The organism is Bradyrhizobium sp. UFLA05-112, assembly GCF_053572325.1.
On record NZ_JBANBK010000008.1, the window covers coordinates 12,573 to 29,178 of the forward strand.

Consider the following 16,606-nt stretch of genomic DNA (forward strand, 5'->3'; position numbering starts at 1 on the left):
AGGGCGGGCGGACTTGCCGCCACGAAATTGCGATTTTCGAGGGTAGCCCGCTTTGGTCCAGATTTGTGATGCGGAGGCTTAAAATTCCGACATAGAGTGGCGCGGACACCCGAGGCGCCCTAGCTAAAAACAACGGGCACGCCAACGACTTAAGAGGGCGAAGAGGACAAAAATGGGCATCAACCAGGGTCCGATCAGTCTCGATCAGAAATACACCCAATCCACGGGACACGTCTTCACCACGGGAATTCAGGCACTCGTCCGTCTGCCCATGGCCCAGATCCGGCGCGACCGCGCCGCGGGTCTGAACACTGCAGGCTTCATCTCCGGCTATCGTGGCTCGCCGCTCGGCGGCTACGACCAGCAGCTCTTCGCCGCCCGCAAGCACCTCGAACAGTACAACATCAAGTTCCAGCCCGGCGTGAACGAGGACCTCGCCGCCACCGCTATCTGGGGCTCGCAGCAGCTCAATCTCTCGCCCGGCGCCAAGTACGACGGCGTCGTCGGCATCTGGTACGGCAAGGGTCCCGGCGTCGACCGCTGCGGCGACGTCTTCCGCCATGGCAATGCTGCGGGCTCGGCCAAGAACGGCGGCGTGCTGTGCCTTGCCGGCGATGACCATGGGGCAAAGTCCTCGACCGTCCCGCATCAGTCCGACCATGCCTTCATCTCGGCGCTGATGCCCTATCTCTATCCGTCCAGCATTCATGAGATGATCGAGATGGGCCTGCTCGGCATCGCGATGTCGCGCTATTCGGGCTGCTGGGTCGGCATGAAGGTGATCACGGAGACGGTGGAGACCACCGCCGAGATCGATCTCACCGACGAGATGAAGCCCTTCATCATCCCCACCGATTTCGAGCTGCCGCCCGGCGGCCTCAATCTGCGCTGGCCCGACGACCGCTTCGAGCAGGACCGCCGCCTCCAGGACTACAAGGGCTATGCGGCGATCGCCTTTGCCCGCGCCAACAAGGTCAACCGCGTCACGATGGACTCCCCGAACGCCCGTTACGGCATCATGGCGTCGGGCAAGAGCTATGAGGACGTGCGGCAAGCGCTGCGCGAACTCGGCGTCACCGAGGAGGTCGCCGCCAAGATCGGCCTTCGCCTCTACAAGATCGGCATGCCCTGGCCGCTGGAGCCGGAGGGCGTACGGCAGTTCGCGGTCGGCCTCGAGGAGATCTTCATCGTCGAGGAACGCCGCGAGATCGTCGAGAACCAGGTCAAGCAGGAGCTGTTCAACTGGCGCGACGACGTCCGCCCGCGCATCGTCGGCAAGATGGACGACCACGACAAGCGATTCCTCACCTTCGCCGCCGAGCTGAGCGTCGCATCGCTTGCAAGCTCGATCACCGAGCGGCTCCTTCGACTTAATCTCAACCCTGAGATCGCCGAGATGCTCCGCGCCAAGGCCGACTGGTTCAACGGCCGCCAGGCGACCCAGATGCAGGCCACCGCGCCGGTCTCCCGGACCCCTTACTTCTGCTCCGGCTGCCCCCACAACACATCGACGAAAGTCCCCGAAGGCAGCCGCGCCATGGCCGGCATCGGCTGTCACTTCATGGCGCTGTGGATGGACCGCTCGACCGAAACGTTCACCCATATGGGCGGCGAGGGCGTGCCGTGGGTCGGCATCGCGCCCTTCACCAACGAAAACCACATTTTTGCGAACCTCGGCGACGGCACTTATTTCCACTCCGGCATTCTTGCGATCCGCCAGGCGATCGCCTCCAAGGCCAACATCACATACAAGATTCTCTACAACGATGCGGTGGCGATGACCGGCGGTCAGCGCCATGACGGCGATCTCTCGCCGCAGAAGATCATGGCCCAGCTTCACGCCGAGGGTATCAGCGAGATCTACCTGGTCTCGGAAAATCCCGACGCGTATCCGGCCAACTCCATCGCGCCCGGCGTGAAGAAGTATCATCGCGACGAGCTCGAGAACGTCATGAAGATATGCCGGGAGTACAAGGGCACGTCGGCGATCGTCTTCGTGCAGACCTGCGCCGCCGAGAAGCGCCGCCGCCGCAAGCGCGGCCTGATGGAGGATCCGCCGCGCCGCGTGATGATCAACCCGGCGGTCTGCGAGGGCTGCGGCGACTGCTCGGTGCAGTCGAACTGCATCTCGGTCGAGCCGCTGGAGACCGAGTTCGGCCGCAAGCGCACCATCAACCAGTCCTCGTGCAACAAGGACTATTCCTGCCTCAAGGGCTTCTGTCCGTCCTTCGTCACCATCGACGGCGGCGCGCCGCGCCATCGCGCACCGGCGGAGCTGGCCGATATCGGTGAGCTGCCGGAGCCCACCTCGCGTCCGGCGCTGGACAAGCCCTACAACGTCGCCGTCGGCGGCGTCGGCGGCACTGGCGTGCTCACAATCGGCGCGCTGCTCGGCATGGCCGCCCATATCGAGGGCAAGGCCTCGATGATCCTCGACATGTCCGGCCTCGCACAAAAGGGCGGTGCGGTGCTGAGCCATGTCCGCCTGTCGGATCATCCGGCGGAAGTGACATGCTCGCGTATCGTCACGGGCACGGCGGATCTCGTGCTCGCCGCGGACGAGGTCGTCGCGGTCGCCAAGGATACGATATCGCTCTGCGATAGCAGCCGCACCCGTGGCATCATCAACAGCCACGTCATTCCCACCGCCGATTTCATCCTGAACCGTGACTTCAATTTCCAGACCCGAAAGCTGAATGCGGTGCTGGAGACAGCGCTGCACAAGGACTCCACCTTCTTCGACTTCACCAAGCCCGCGGAGCAGCTCCTGGGCGACGCCATCGCCACCAACATGATGATGATGGGCTACGCCTATCAGAAGGGCCTCTTGCCCGTCGGCGCCGAGGCGATCGAGCAGGCGATCGAGGTCAACGGCGTCGCGATCAAGATGAACAAGGAAGCCTTCCGCCTCGGCCGTCTCGCGGTCGCCGATCCCAAGCGGCTCGCCGACATGCTGAAGGGCCAGGACGAGGTCGTCGCGCCAAAGAGCCTTGAGGCGATGACGCTGGATGAGATCATCGAACATCGCGCCAAGCATCTCACCGCCTACCAGAACGGCCGCCTCGCAAAGCGCTATCGCAAGCTGGTCGACCAGGTTCGCAATGCCGCTGTAAAGGGCGGCTATGGCGAGGCGCTCCCGCGCGCAGTCGCCGTCAACTATGCAAAGCTGCTCGCCTACAAGGACGAGTACGAGGTCGCGCGGCTCTTCACCGACGGCCAGTTCGAACAGCAGCTCCGCGACCAGTTCGAAGGCGACTTCAAGTTCAGCTTCAACCTCGCGCCGCCGATCCTCAGCAATGGCGTCGATGCGCAGGGCCGCCCGAAGAAGCGCGCCTTCGGCCCGTGGATGCTGGGCGCTTTCCGCTGGCTGGCGAAACTCCGCTTCCTGCGCGGCACCCCGCTGGACATTTTTGGCTACTCGGCCGACCGCAAGCTCGAGCGCGACCTGATCAATGGCTACGAGAAGGACGTCGCCACCGTGCTTGGCCTGTTGTCGTCGGTCACCCACGACACCGCAGTGGAATTGTTGTCGCTGCCCGATCGCATCCGCGGCTACGGCCCCGTGAAGGAAAAGGCGGTGGAAGCCGCGAAAGCCCGCTACGCCCAGCTCGCTGCGGACTTGGCGAACCCGCCACCCGCACCGCGCCAGATCGCGGCGGAGTAGGGTGTGTTCGTGCCCCGAATGCATCTGCCGTAGGGTGGGCAAAGGCGCAAAGCGCCGTGCCCACCATCTCGCCGCGACCTCGGCAGAAGAGGTGGGCACGCTGCGCTTTGCCTACCTACAGCACCACAATCTATTGTATTGCGCGGCCGGCCAGATACCCATTGCTACTTTGCATGGGGTTGATTTCGATAAAAATGAAATCGCGACGAGCCGTCGGGCAAATCACCTTTACGATTTCGTCCGATCGAAGCTCTCGTGCCCCGGACGCAGCGCAGCGCTACTTCAGCGGTGCGCCGCAGAGCCGGGGCTCATGTTGCAATGATCTTCGCAGCGGCGTGGGTCCCGGCTCTGCACAGCAACGCTTGCGCGTTGCAGCGCGTCCAGGACACGAGACTATCGGTGCACTTGCGCCCACCCGCTGCGCTCTCGCCTGACGGAATATTTCCGCGCTTGCCAAGCCCGCCGCAGCGCGTCAGAAAAACGGAGCAAGAAGAAACGCCAGCGGAGACTCGACTTGACCATCAAGGGCAAGGCCTACATTGCCGGGATCTATGAGCACCCGACCCGGCATGCGCCGGACAAATCCACCGCGCAGCTCCACGCCGAGGTCGCCAAGGGAGCGATCGAGGATGCCGGGCTCAGCAAGGACGACGTCGACGGCTATTTCTGCGCCGGCGATGCCCCGGGCGGCGCCTGGCCGATGGTCGATTATCTCGGCCTGAACACGAAAAAGCTCCGCCACGTCGACTCCACTGAAACCGGTGGCTGTTCCTACATCATCCACCTCGGCCACGCGGCCGAAGCGATCGCCGCGGGAAAATGCTCGGTCGCGCTGATCACGCTCGCCGGCAAGCCGCGCACCGGCCCAATGCCGCCGCGCGCGGCCGGTGCCGAACTCGATTTCGAGTCCGCTTATGGCGCGACCACCCACAATGCCTATGGCATGTGTGCCATGCGTCACATGCACGACTATGGCACCACCAGCGAGCAGCTCGCCTGGATCAAGGTCGCAGCCTCCCATCACGCGCAATACAATCCGCATGCGATGCTCAAGGACGTCGTCACCGTCGGGGACGTCTTGAACTCGCCGATGATCTCCGATCCGCTGCACCGCATGGATTGCTGCGTCGTCTCCGACGGCGGCGGCGCGCTGATCGTGACGACGCCAGAGATTGCCAAGAGTCTGAAGAAGCCGCTTGTGCGCCTGATCGGTCATGGCGAAGCGATGAAGGGCCCGCGCGGCGGCAAGGATCTCGACCTTACTTACTCCGCCGGCGTGTGGTCCGGCCCGCGCGCCTTCGAAGAAGCGGGCATCACGCCGAAGGACATCAAATACGCCTCGATCTACGACAGCTTCACTATCACGGTGCTGATGCAGCTCGAGGATCTCGGCTTCTGCAAGAAGGGCGAGGGCGGCAAATTCGTCTCTGACGGCAATCTGATCTCGGGCGTCGGCAAACTGCCCTTCAACACCGACGGCGGTGGCCTCTGCAGCAACCATCCCGTCAACCGCGGCGGCATGACCAAGATCATCGAGGCCGTCAGGCAGCTGCGCGGCGAGGCGCATCCGAAGGTGCAGGTTCCGAATTGCGATCTCGCCGTCGCCCACGGCACCGGCGGATTGTTGGGCGTCCGCCATGCCGCCTCGACGGCCATTCTGGAGCGCGTGTGATGAGCGAGACGAGAAAATATCCGGCTCCGGTGACCAACGCCGAGAGTGCGCCGTTCTGGGACGCGGCTCGCCAAGGCAAGTTCATGATCAAGCGCTGCACCGCCTGCGGCGAAGCGCACTACTTCCCGCGCGCGATCTGTCCGTTCTGCTTCTCAGACAAGACGGTGTGGGAGGAGTCTTCGGGCGAGGGCACCATCTACACCTACAGCCTGATGCGGAAATCGCCGACCGGCCCCTATGCGATCGGCTACGTCACGCTGAAGGAGGGCCCCTCACTCCAGACCAATTTCGTCGATTGCGATCTGACGACGCTGAAGATCGGCCAGAAGGTGAAGGTGGCGTGGAAGCCCACCGACGGCGCACCGCTGCCGTTCTTCACGCCGGTGTAGCACGGTCCTCATCCTGAGGAGCTTGCGAAGCAAGCGTCGCGAAGGATGGCCACAGTGGAAAACGCTTCCGGGCATCCTCATGGTTCGAGACGGCGCAAGAGCGCCTCCTCACCATGAGGATGGGAAGCAGCGGGAGGAAACTGAAAAAATGTCCGTCAGATACGACGAACTCAAAGCCCTCAAAAACCTCGGCCAGAAATACGCCTACAGCGATCGCGAGGTGATGCTCTACGCCTATGGCATTGGGCTCGGTGCTGATCCGATGGACGAGAACGAGCTCGCCTTCGTCAACGAGGGCGCGCTGACGCCGCGGCCGCTCAAGGTGGTGCCGACGTTTGCTTCCGTTGCGGCGTGGGGCTCTGGGCCGGGCGAGATGAATCTCAACCGCGTCATGGTGGTCGACGGCGAGCGCGACATCACGTTCCACCAGCCCTTGCCGGCCGCGGCCCACATCACCGCCGACTCCTCGGTGCTCGAAGTCTACGACAAGGGCAAGGACAAGGGCGTGGTGATCAGCCACCAGACTGTGCTGAAGAACGAGAAGGGCGAGAAGCTCGCAACCCTCGTCGCTTCGCGCTTCGCCCGCGGCGACGGCGGCTTCGGTGGGCCGAACCTGACCCAGCCCGATCCGCACAAGATCCCATCGCGCGCGCCGGATAGAACCGTCGACATCTCGACGCGCCCCGACCAGGCGCTGGTCTATCGCCTCTGCGGCGACCGCAACCCGCTGCACTCCGATCCCGAGTTCGCGAAGAAGGCCGGCTTCCCGCGCCCGATCCTGCACGGCATGTGCACCTACGGCATCACCTGCCGCGGTGTGCTCCAGACCTATGCCGACTACGATCCAAGCGCCTTTCGCCAGCACATCGCGCGGTTCTCATCGCCCGTCTATCCCGGCGAGACCGTGACCATGGACATGTGGAAGGACGGCAACGTGATCTCGTTCGAGGCGAAGGTGAAGTCGCGCGGCGTCACCGTGATCAAGAACGGCAAGACGGTACTTGGCTAACGCGGCGCAGCACGCGGTGATGCGACGCCCATTGCCGCCGCAAGGGAGTAGGTCCCGGCTCTGCGACGCAGCGTTTAACGCTGCATCGCGTTCGGGACACGAGAAAGAAAAATAGGGAGAAGCCACCATGGGACTACTCGACGGCAAGGTTGCGCTGATCACCGGCGCGGGCGGCGGGCTCGGTGAAGCCTACGCAAAGCTGTTTGCGCGGGAAGGGGCGGCGGTCGTCGTCAACGACCTCGGTGGTCCCCGAGACGGCTCCGGTGCCGACAAGTCGATGGCGCAGCAGGTGGTCGACGCGATCAAGGCAGAAGGCGGCCGCGCGGTCGCCAACGGCGCTGATATCTCAACGATGGAAGGCGGCCAGTCGGTGTTCGACGACGCCATCAAGCACTTTGGTCGTGCCGATATCCTCGTCAACAACGCCGGCATCTTGCGCGACCAGACGTTTGCCAAGGCGGAGGAGGCTGACTGGGACAAGGTGATCAAGGTGCATCTGAAGGGCACCTTCTGTTGCACATTGCCGGTGTTTCGCTGGATGCGGGAAAATGGCGGCGGCGTCATCGTCAACACCTCCTCGACCTCGGGCCTGATCGGCAATTTCGGCCAGACCAACTACGGCGCGGCCAAGGGCGGCATCTGGGGCCTGTCCAACGTGCTGGCGATCGAGGGCCGCAAATACAACATCCGGATCTGGACGCTGGCGCCGGGCGCGCTGACCCGCATGACCGCAGACCTGCCCCGCTATAAGGAGAACCCCGGTGCGGCGCTCGGGCCGGACGGCATCGCGCCGGCCGTGCTATACATGGTCAGCGATTTGTCGGGCGATCAGACCGGCAAGGTGCTGGGCGTGTCCGGGCCTCGCGGCGTGCGCGAAATGCGGATGATGGAGATGGAAGGCTGGAAACCGCCGCACACGGGCTGGAAGGCCCAGGACATCGTCGATAACGCCAGGGAGATCTTCTTCTCCGAGGACGAGATCAAGAAGTCGGCGCGGCGGTTTTAGGCTGACGTTGTCGTTCCGGGGCACGCGAAGCGTGAACCCCAATGCGCAATTGCGCATTGTGGAACCCCGAGATTCCGGGTTCGATGCTGCGCATCGCCCCGGAATGACGAACAAAGGACAGAGCACTGATGAAACTCACCGCCGAAGCCAAGGGCACTTTCGCGATCGCGCCGACGCCATTCCACGATGACGGTCGCATCGACGAGCGCTCGATCGATCGCCTGACCGATTTCTACGAACAGGCCGGCTGTGATGGCGTGACCGTGCTCGGCATCCTCGGTGAGGCGCCGAAGCTCGATGCCGCCGAGGCCGAGCAGGTGGCGGTTCGCTTCGTCAAGCGCGCCAAGAAGATGCAAGTGATCGTCGGCGTCTCCGCGCCGGGTTTTGCCACCATGCGCTCGCTCGCAAAGGCCTCGATGGAGGCGGGCGCCGCCGGCGTGATGATTGCGCCGCCGCCATCCTTGCGCACCGACGATCAGATCGTTGGCTATTTCAAGCAGGCGGCCGAAGCGATCGGCCCCGACGTGCCTTGGGTGCTTCAGGATTATCCGCTGACCCTGTCTGTCGTGTTCACCCCCGCGGTGATCCGCAAGATCGTCATGGACAATCCGAACTGCGTCATGCTCAAGCACGAGGACTGGCCGGGCCTGGAAAAAATCTCAACATTACGCAATTTCCAGAAGGACGGCTCGCTGCGGCCGCTCTCGATCCTCTGCGGCAATGGCGGCCTGTTCCTGGACTTCGAGATGGAACGTGGCGCCGACGGCGCGATGACCGGTTATGCCTTCCCCGAACTCCTGATCGACGTCGTGCGCCTTTCGAGGGAAAGCAAGCGCGATGCCGCGCATGACCTGTTCGATGCCCATCTGCCGCTGATCCGCTACGAGCAGCAGCCGGGCGCCGGCCTTGCGGTGCGCAAATACGTGCTCCAGAAGCGCGGTATCATCGCCTCAAGCGCGCAGCGCAAGCCTGGCGCGACCATCACGCCGGCGGCGAAAGCGGAGGTCGACTATCTGCTGTCGCGCGTGGCCCGTATCGACAAGCGCGCCAATCTCCAGCCGCAATCGAGCGCCGCAGGTTAGTTGCATGCCAGAAACCGCCGCATCACGCCCTGCTTCGACGATCCTATTGCTGCGCGACGGCGCTGTTAAGGAAGTCGAAGTCTTCATGATGGTGCGTCACCATCAGATCGAGTTCAACTCGGGCGCGCTGGTGTTTCCCGGCGGCAGCGTCGATGCCGGCGACAAGGAGATCATCGCGCGGCCTGCGCTTTATGCGGGCGGCGATGGGCTCTCGGATGCCGATCTCGGATTCCGGATCGCGGCGATCCGCGAGACGTTTGAAGAGAGCGGCATCTTGCTGGCGCGCGAGAAGGGCTCCTCCGCGCCGGTCGGTGCCAAGCGTGCCGGCGCGATCGCGGACGCTCATCGCGTCGCACTCAACGAGCACAAGATCAGCTTCCTCAGCATCCTCTCCGACAACGGCCTCCAGCTCGCGCTCGATGCCCTGGTGCCCTATGCGCATTGGATCACGCCGGAGGGCATGCCAAAGCGCTTCGACACCTGGTTCTTCCTCGCCGCCGCGCCGCCCGACCAGCTCGGCGCCCATGATGGAAGGGAGTCGACGGATTCGATCTGGGTCTCCCCGCGCGAAGCCGTGGCGGGCGGCGAAAGCGGCCGCTTCAAGCTGCCATTCCCAACCACACGCAATCTGATCCGGCTTGCCAAGCAGCCGACGGTGTCGTCCGCTCTCGACCATGCCCGCAGCATGTCCATCGTTACGGTGATGCCGGTGATGACGAAGACTGAAACGGGTCGCCAGCTCCGCATCCCCCGCGAAGCCGGCTACGACGGAGAGGTGTTCGAGGTCGGCGCGCTCGGCTGACATAGTTCGATACGCAGCGAAGTATTTGGAGTTGGGTGCGCGGTAGGTTCCGTCCGATATCAGGACGGAATCGTCATGGACGCCACTCACCAAAACACGACAATCACCGTCGAGCTCGCATTGCTGCTCCTGCTTGCGACGCTCTGGGGCGGCTCCTACACCTTCATCAAGCTCGGCGTCGCCACCATTGCGCCGATTACGCTGATCGCGGCGCGCACTGCGATCGCGGGCACGCTGCTGCTGATGGTCATGCGCCTGCGCGGCATCGCGATGCCGACTGATCTTGCGACCTGGCGCCGCTTTGCCTTCCAGGCCTGCCTCAACAGCGTGGTTCCCTGGACCCTGATCGCCTGGGGCGAGCGCTATGTCGATGCGGCGCTCGCCACCATCCTCAACTCGGCAGCGCCGATCTTCACCTTCCTGTTTACGGCCCTGGTCACAAGGCACGAAGCCACCACGGCGCGAAAACTGTTCGGCGTCGTTGCCGGGATGGCCGGCATCTGCCTGATCGTCGGCGTCGATGCATTCCATGATATCGGCCGCGGCCTCGTCGCCGAAACCGCAATCGTGGCGGCAACGCTGTGCTACGCCTGCGCAGCCATCTTCAGTCGCGGCTTCAGGGGGCTCGATCCGATGGCGCCGGCCGCAGGCTCGCTGCTCGCGGGCGCCGCCGTCCTGATCCCGGCCTCGCTCGCCATCGAGCAGCCCTGGACGCTGTCGCCCTCGCCAGGTTCCGTCCTCGCACTGCTGGCGCTCGCCGTGTTTTCGACGGCTGCGGCCTTTGTGATCTATTTCCGTCTGATCCAGACCCTCGGTTCGGTCGGCACCACCGCACAGGCCTATCTGCGCGTGCCGATCGGCGTCGCCATCAGCGTAGCGTTCCTCGGCGAGAGCCTGAGCCAGACGGCGTGGATCGGGCTCACCTCAGTCGTCATCGGCGTCGCCGCCATGGCCATCCCGGGAAGCGCTGTGCGGATGGCTAAGATATGGTAAAAAACCGGTCCCGCCGGCCGGTCGAGGCATGTTCCCCCGGGGGTGGAATACGTCGTATATTGGGACCGAATGGAGTCCGGTCCTGACCAAATGCCTGCCGAACTGACGCCGAATTCGCACCCGAAGCGAGCGTTTTCGCTCTCGATCGGTCAATTGACGTTCGGCAGCTTCATCCTGGTGCTGGCCGTGATCATCGTCACCTCGACCGCGAGTGTGATCGCGATCCGCCATATCGACTCGACCTTCGCCGAGCTCCAGCGCCTGCAGAGCGTCGGCGATCTCGCCGAGGATATCGACCGCCGCATGAACGAATTGCGGCTCGCTGCACGCGATTTCGTCACCGACCCCGGCGCCGGCATCCAGTTCAAGCAGCTCGGGGAAGCCGCCTCGACGCTGAGCGACATCCTGAAGAAGACCCGTATCGAGCTCGCTCCCGAGCAGCAGGACATGATCGATGGGGTCACCGAGCGCCTTGCGACCTATCGGAGCGGGCTGGACCGGATCTCGGCCTTGATCGATCGCCGTGCGCAGTTGCTCGCCGGCCTGCCGCCGCTGCGCGAGGCGTTCGACACAGCCGTTGCCGAAACCGGCGATCGGGAGCTCGCGTCCCGGTTGTCGGAGGCTCAGAGCCGGATCGCACTCGGCTTGCTTGCCCGCAATCCGTCGGCGGCCGAGCAGGCGGCGCAAGGCATGCGGACCTTGACCATTCCCGATGCCAGGCTGAGATCGGCGGTCAATAACTATTCCGAAGCCATCACCGCCGTCGCGGTCCGCGAACGCCAGATCGCCGATATTGACAGCGAAGTGCTGGGGACCGAGGGCAGGCTGATCGGGCGCGTCACCGAGTTGCTGCGCGAGGTCAGCGCCCGGCGCGGGCACGTGCTGTCGCGGGATTTCGCCCGGACGCTGGCGGAGGCGAGGTGGCAGAGCATCGTGCTCGGCACCATCGGCGTGCTGATCGGCATCATTGCTGCCGGGTTCGTGGTGCGCCGGACGGTGCGTCCGCTGGCCCAGATCGCGCGATCGATCCGCGCTCTTGCGGCGGGCGAGAAGAACACATCCATCCCGTCCGCCGAACTCGACAACGAGATCGGCGACATCGCGCGCGCCGCGGAGGTGTTCCGACGCGCCCTGGAAGAAGCCGACACCGCTCGCGAGGCAGCGGTCCGCGCGCTCACCGAGCAGCGCCTCGCGGAAGAAAGCTACCGCAAGCTATTCGAGGGATCGGTCGACGGCATTTACGTCACCACGCCGGCCGGCGATCTCCTCAACGCCAATCCGGCGTTGGCGCGGATGATGGGCTATGATAGCCCGCAGCACCTCATCGACAGCATCAGCGATATCGCTCACACGATCTACGTCCATGCCGAGGCGCGGGAGGAGTATCAGCGCCTGATGGAACGCGACGGGATGGTGCGCGAGTTCGAGTACCAGGTGCGCCAGCGCAGCGGCAACATCCTGTGGCTGTCCGACAGCGCGAGCGGCGTCCGGGACGAGGAGGGAAGGATCGTCCGCTACGAGGGGACGCTGCGCGACATCACCGACCAGAAGCGCGCGGAAGACGCTATCGCCGAAGGCCGGCGGCTGTTGCAGCAGGTCATCGACACCGTGCCGGCCGTCATCAACGTCAAGGACCGCGATCTTCGCTACGTGCTGATGAACCGTTACATGGCCGGCATCTTCGGCATCGAGCCCGGTGACGCGCTTGGACGCACCACCGCGGACCTGATGTCGCGCTACGGCGCGGCCAAGACCGACGAGAACGACAAGCGGGTGTTGAAGTTTCGCAAGGGTCTTGGCTTCTACGAGGAGGAGTACGAGGATTCCTCCGGCAACATGCGGCAATGGTTGGTCAACAAGCTGCCGCTGCTCGATGCCGATGGCGAGATCGAGCGGATCGTCACCGTGGCGCTCGACATCGGCGAGCGCAAACGCGGCGAGCAGGAGATGCGTAAGGCGAAGGAAGCCGCCGAGACGGCACTGCGCAATCTGCGCGAGACCCAGGCTTCGCTGATCGAAGCAGAGAAGCTCGCGGCGCTCGGGCGGCTGGTCGCGGGCGTCGCGCATGAAGTCAACAATCCCGTCGGCATCAGCCTGACGGTGGCGTCCGCGCTGGAGCGAAAGACGGCGGTGTTTTCGTCCGAGGTCGAGCGCGGCGGGTTGCGCCGCTCGACACTCAACGACTACCTCAACACCAGCCGCGATGCATCCTCGCAGCTCGTCGCCAATCTCAACCGCGCGGCCGAGCTGATCCAGTCGTTCAAGCAGGTGGCCGCCGACCGCAACTATTCGGATCAGCGCACCTTTGACCTTGCCGACCTCACCGAGCAGGTGGTGCTGAGCCTGCGACCGGGCCTGCGCAAGCACAACCTGACGCTCAATGTCGAGTGCCAGCCCAACCTGATCATGAACAGCTATCCGGGCCCGTACGGCCAGGTGCTGACCAACCTGTTCCTCAATTCCGTCGCGCACGCCTTCCCCGACGGGCGACCGGGTCTCATCGACATCCGGGTACGCGAATCCGGCAAGGACAATGTCGAGATCATCTTCTCCGACAATGGCTGCGGCATGTCGCTGGACGTCCGGCGCCGCGCTTTCGATCCGTTCTTCACCACACGACGCGACCAGGGCGGCACCGGCCTCGGCCTGCACATCGTCTACAGCATCGTCACCAACCGGTTGGGCGGACGTCTCGATCTCGACTCCGAGCAGGGCGGCGGCACGCGCATCCAGATGATCCTGCCGCGCGTTGCGCCGCTGGAGCTGGCCGCGGAATAGCGCATCCCTAATCGATGTCTGCGAGCTTGTGCAGCGTGGCGCCAAAGATCAGGCTCGCCTTGCCAACCAGCGCAGTTCCCGTCATCTCCGCGCGCGTATCGGTGAAGGTGCCGCTGACGCCGATGCCGACCGGCGCCGGACCGCCGAACAGGGGATTGTCGTCGCCGCGCGGCGAGGTGTGCCGCTGCACCAGCACCTCGCCCTTGAAGGTGTTGTCCTTCACCGTGTAACTGCCGCTGTAATAGAGATAGGCATCGCCGCCGAGAATCTGGCCGTCGCGAAACAGGATTACGCCGCTGCCCTTGCCGACGCGTCCATCGAGCAGCGTCACGTGAATCGAATAAAGACCGTTCTTCATGAAGTCCCGCGGCCGGCTGCCTTCGCCCCTCGGCCTGCCGGTCCGATGTTTATGCCAAAGCGCCATCCTTCGTGCAACGCGGCAGTTCGCCTGCGGCCCTATCGCCAAGCCGTAGTTGTCCCGGCTTGCGCGTGACAGGGGTATGACGGCCTCATGGAGCAGCGAGGCCCTGTGAAGCGAATCAAGTTGGCCCGCGAAATGCATAAACCCTAGTTGCACCGGCCGCGGGGTGCTGGAGCAAGACGAACGTGACCAACTGGATCAATTCCGGCGGCGATGAGCCGCGTCTATACGATGCGTGTGTAGACAATGTCAGTTGTGAAGCAAGTCGTGAAACAAGTCGTGGGCAGATCGGTAGCTCGACGCGCTGGAGACGCGCGGCGAAACTCGGTTGTGCCATACTCCTGGAGGTGCTTGCGGTCCCCTTCGGGCACGCGCGCGACCGCGGTCAATTCGTTAATACCAATGCCGAATTGAAGGCGTGGTTTGACGGCCTGCGCAGCGGCAAGGGGCCGTGTTGCTCCGACGCCGACGGGTCGGCAATCTCGGATTCCGACTGGGAAAGCAAGGACGGGCACTACCGTGTTCGCGTGCCGCGCTATGGCTTCATGATCAACGGCCAGGAGCAGGAGCTGGTGTGGGTCGATGTCCCGGAAGAGGCCGTGATTTCGGAGCCGAACCGGGTCGGGCGCACCATGGTATGGCCGATCTACGGCTACATGGGCGTCACGATCCGCTGCTTCATGCCGGGCAGCATGACATGACGATGTCAGCTCCGGCGTAGCTCGGTGGAGCTGCGCCGGATGGATCGGGCGATGCTGCGCGTCGCAGGATCAGGTGTATTTCTTGTCGCGCTCGAGCAGCTCGACTGAAATACCCTCGGGGCCGCGAATGAAGCAGATGCGAACACCGGGCCGGATCGTCGTCGGTTCGCGCGTGAACTCAACGCCCTTCGCCTTCATCTCGGCGGCAACGGCGTCGATGTCCTTCACCGCGACGCCGAAATGGTCGAGGCCCTGATGGGGATGGGGCGGGGGCGGGTTCATGGGCTTGCCGGGCTCGAGCGGTGCAATGAAGATGTTGGCGCCGCCGAGCTTGACATCGATGCGCGCCGGGCCGCGCACGATTTCGCCACCCAGCACGTCCCGCAGCCAGGCCGCCGTCGCCTCCGGATCGGGGCTGCGCAGATGGACATGGTCCCAGGTGACTACAGGCATTTCATTCCTCCCGTCGGGCTTTGCGGCTTGCGGTCATGTTAGCGATCCCCCGGGCCGATCGCCACTCGCGCATCCCTGTTACCCGAGATTCGGGTGCCTACGGGAACCCAAATCTGCCTTGCGGGTTATGCATGTGGACGGCACGCGCGAGACGCGCGTCGTCGCATATCGGGTGACGCATCCATGCTCGCAGGGCTCTATCGCGTCGATCTCAACGGTTTCGTCAAACTCGGTGCGTTGCTGAGGCCGGCTTTTTCGATGAGGCGAAGAAGCCCATTGTGGTTTGCGGCAGCGGTCCTGGTCGGCGGCGGCGCGTGGGGGCTGATGGCTGCCTCCGAAGGCAATGAGAGCGATGGGATCGAGTTGGCAACCGTCGAGCCTGAGCCTGCGCAGTCTGTGCCAGCGGCGGCTGTAGCGACCCCGGCATCAGTGCCGGCCGAACTCGATCGCCTGCGGATTTCGTCGCAAACCTGGCGCCGTGGCGGGCTCGGATCGCGGGCGCTGGTCACCTTCACGCTGCGAAATGACAATGACTATGCGGTGAAGGACGTCGAGATTGTCTGCACCTTCGCCCGCCGTGACGGAAGCCATCTCACCGATCGCAGGCGCGTGCTTGCCGAAACAGTGAACATGAAAAGCCGCAAGACGTTTGCGCATGTGCAAATCGGCTTCGTTAACGTAAACGCCAGTCAGGCCAAGTGCTCGCTGGCCGCTGCGCGACGTGTGTAAACGGCCATCTGTCGCGATAGGGGAAACCTTGCTGTCGTGCCGTTCGACCGCGAAAAAAAGTTCGCGTTGTCGTTGAACCGAAGCGGCGGCACAGGAACAAATTAAAGGATCGCCGGTTGAGGCGAAGGGCCCGTGTGCTGTTGTGCGGGTGGAGCGCTGCCAGATGCCCATCCTCCGATATTTTATGTTCGTCGGCGGCGCACTGCTTGTGCTGCTGCTGGCCGTGAATCTTACGTTGCCCGAAGGGCCGGTGGGCCCGAGCATCGTGACATCGAGCAACGAGGCGCCGCTGATCCGGATTCGCTCGGATCGCAAGCTGCCGGAACGTGTGGTGCTGGATACCAGCCAGCCGACGATTGCGTCGACAGCGCCGGTGAACATGGCAAGCGTTGCTCCGCAACCTCCTGCGCAGTCGGCAACCGGCGACGCGTCAGCCAAAGCACGTGTCCGCGAGACCTTCGCCCAGTTCATTCCGACGGAACCCAGGGGTGAGGTCAAGAAGCCGGTCCAGCCGAAGCGCAAGGTCGCCAGGCGGTCTCCACAGCCCTACTACTATGGGCAGCCGACATACTATGGTTATGGGCAGCCGATGTTCGGCAGGCCGATGCGCGTCGCGCAGCAGCCCCATTTCGGGCTCTTCAACTCGACCTGGTGAGCGTCCTCTAACCTGCCCGGATCGGGCAGGTGGGGGCTTTTGCTCGGTTAACCTCTCTGCTAATCCCAATGCAGCCGAACTGTCGGGCTCCCCAGCCTGACGGAACTCGGAACTCGCCCGGTTCCGGGCAGGATGCGCTCGTAGCTCAGCTGGATAGAGCATCGGATTTCGATTCCGAGGGTCGGGAGTTCGAATCTCTCCGAGCGCGCCAGTAGGCTGGCCGAAAAGCCGTCGAGTTCCCGGCATCGCCTC

The 16,606-nt window shown here is 64.0% G+C and carries 14 protein-coding genes and 1 tRNA gene; 13 read left to right on the forward strand and 2 right to left on the reverse strand.

Going from position 1 to position 16,606, the window contains the following annotated elements; translation table 11 throughout:
* Positions 1–172: 172 nt before the first annotated feature.
* The 9 genes from SO180_RS06585 (at position 173) to SO180_RS06625 (ending at position 13,395) form a co-directional block, all read left to right on the forward strand.
* Positions 173–3,664: an indolepyruvate ferredoxin oxidoreductase family protein gene (locus tag SO180_RS06585; RefSeq protein WP_449378009.1), complete on the forward strand. Its 3,492-nt coding sequence runs from the start codon at positions 173–175 to the stop codon at positions 3,662–3,664.
* A gap of 514 nt (positions 3,665–4,178) precedes the next feature.
* Entirely contained in the window at positions 4,179–5,336 is a 1,158-nt protein-coding gene (locus SO180_RS06590) for a thiolase domain-containing protein (RefSeq protein WP_449378010.1), read from the forward strand.
* Positions 5,336–5,725 carry a Zn-ribbon domain-containing OB-fold protein gene (locus tag SO180_RS06595; protein ID WP_449378011.1) on the forward strand — a complete coding sequence of 130 codons (390 nt, stop codon included), beginning with the start codon at positions 5,336–5,338 and terminating at the stop codon, positions 5,723–5,725. The genes SO180_RS06590 and SO180_RS06595 overlap by 1 nt, the downstream gene beginning before the upstream one ends.
* A 148-nt stretch (positions 5,726–5,873) precedes the next feature.
* Complete coding sequence (locus tag SO180_RS06600; RefSeq protein ID WP_449378012.1) at positions 5,874–6,734, forward strand: MaoC family dehydratase; 861 nt, start codon at positions 5,874–5,876, stop codon at positions 6,732–6,734.
* A gap of 127 nt (positions 6,735–6,861) precedes the next feature.
* Complete coding sequence (locus SO180_RS06605) at positions 6,862–7,740, forward strand: SDR family oxidoreductase (RefSeq protein ID WP_449378013.1); 879 nt, start codon at positions 6,862–6,864, stop codon at positions 7,738–7,740.
* Between the two features lie 128 nt (positions 7,741–7,868).
* On the forward strand, positions 7,869–8,822 hold the full coding sequence (locus tag SO180_RS06610; protein WP_449378014.1) for a dihydrodipicolinate synthase family protein: 954 nt from the start codon (positions 7,869–7,871) through the stop codon (positions 8,820–8,822).
* A 4-nt stretch (positions 8,823–8,826) separates the two neighbouring features.
* Positions 8,827–9,624, forward strand: a complete 798-nt coding sequence (locus SO180_RS06615) for an NUDIX hydrolase (RefSeq protein WP_449378015.1) — start codon at positions 8,827–8,829, stop codon at positions 9,622–9,624.
* 75 nt (positions 9,625–9,699) lie between these two features.
* Positions 9,700–10,617 carry a DMT family transporter gene (locus SO180_RS06620; RefSeq protein ID WP_449378016.1) on the forward strand — a complete coding sequence of 306 codons (918 nt, stop codon included), beginning with the start codon at positions 9,700–9,702 and terminating at the stop codon, positions 10,615–10,617.
* Positions 10,618–10,707: 90 nt separating this feature from the next.
* Positions 10,708–13,395, forward strand: coding sequence for a PAS domain S-box protein (locus tag SO180_RS06625; RefSeq protein WP_449378017.1), 2,688 nt, complete (start codon positions 10,708–10,710; stop codon positions 13,393–13,395).
* Positions 13,396–13,402: 7 nt separating this feature from the next.
* Here SO180_RS06625 and SO180_RS06630 read toward each other — a convergent pair whose 3' ends face one another.
* On the reverse strand, positions 13,403–13,753 hold the full coding sequence (locus SO180_RS06630) for a GrlR family regulatory protein (RefSeq protein ID WP_449378018.1): 351 nt from the start codon (positions 13,751–13,753) through the stop codon (positions 13,403–13,405).
* A 248-nt stretch (positions 13,754–14,001) separates the two neighbouring features.
* Here SO180_RS06630 and SO180_RS06635 point away from each other — a divergent pair, with 248 nt between their 5' ends.
* Positions 14,002–14,517, forward strand: coding sequence for a hypothetical protein (locus tag SO180_RS06635; protein WP_449378019.1), 516 nt, complete (start codon positions 14,002–14,004; stop codon positions 14,515–14,517).
* 69 nt (positions 14,518–14,586) lie between these two features.
* Here SO180_RS06635 and SO180_RS06640 read toward each other — a convergent pair whose 3' ends face one another.
* Positions 14,587–14,970 (reverse strand): VOC family protein, encoded by a 384-nt coding sequence (locus SO180_RS06640; RefSeq protein ID WP_449378020.1) that lies wholly within the window; start codon positions 14,968–14,970, stop codon positions 14,587–14,589.
* 324 nt (positions 14,971–15,294) lie between these two features.
* On the opposite strand from SO180_RS06640, the gene SO180_RS06645 reads away from it, so the two are divergent.
* The 3 genes from SO180_RS06645 to SO180_RS06655 all read left to right on the forward strand — a co-directional run bounded on the left by SO180_RS06645 (position 15,295) and on the right by SO180_RS06655 (position 16,565).
* On the forward strand, positions 15,295–15,699 hold the full coding sequence (locus tag SO180_RS06645) for a hypothetical protein (protein WP_449378021.1): 405 nt from the start codon (positions 15,295–15,297) through the stop codon (positions 15,697–15,699).
* Positions 15,700–15,862: 163 nt separating this feature from the next.
* Complete coding sequence (locus SO180_RS06650) at positions 15,863–16,354, forward strand: hypothetical protein (protein ID WP_449378022.1); 492 nt, start codon at positions 15,863–15,865, stop codon at positions 16,352–16,354.
* Between the two features lie 134 nt (positions 16,355–16,488).
* Positions 16,489–16,565 (forward strand) — tRNA-Arg (locus tag SO180_RS06655).
* Positions 16,566–16,606: the final 41 nt, after the last annotated feature.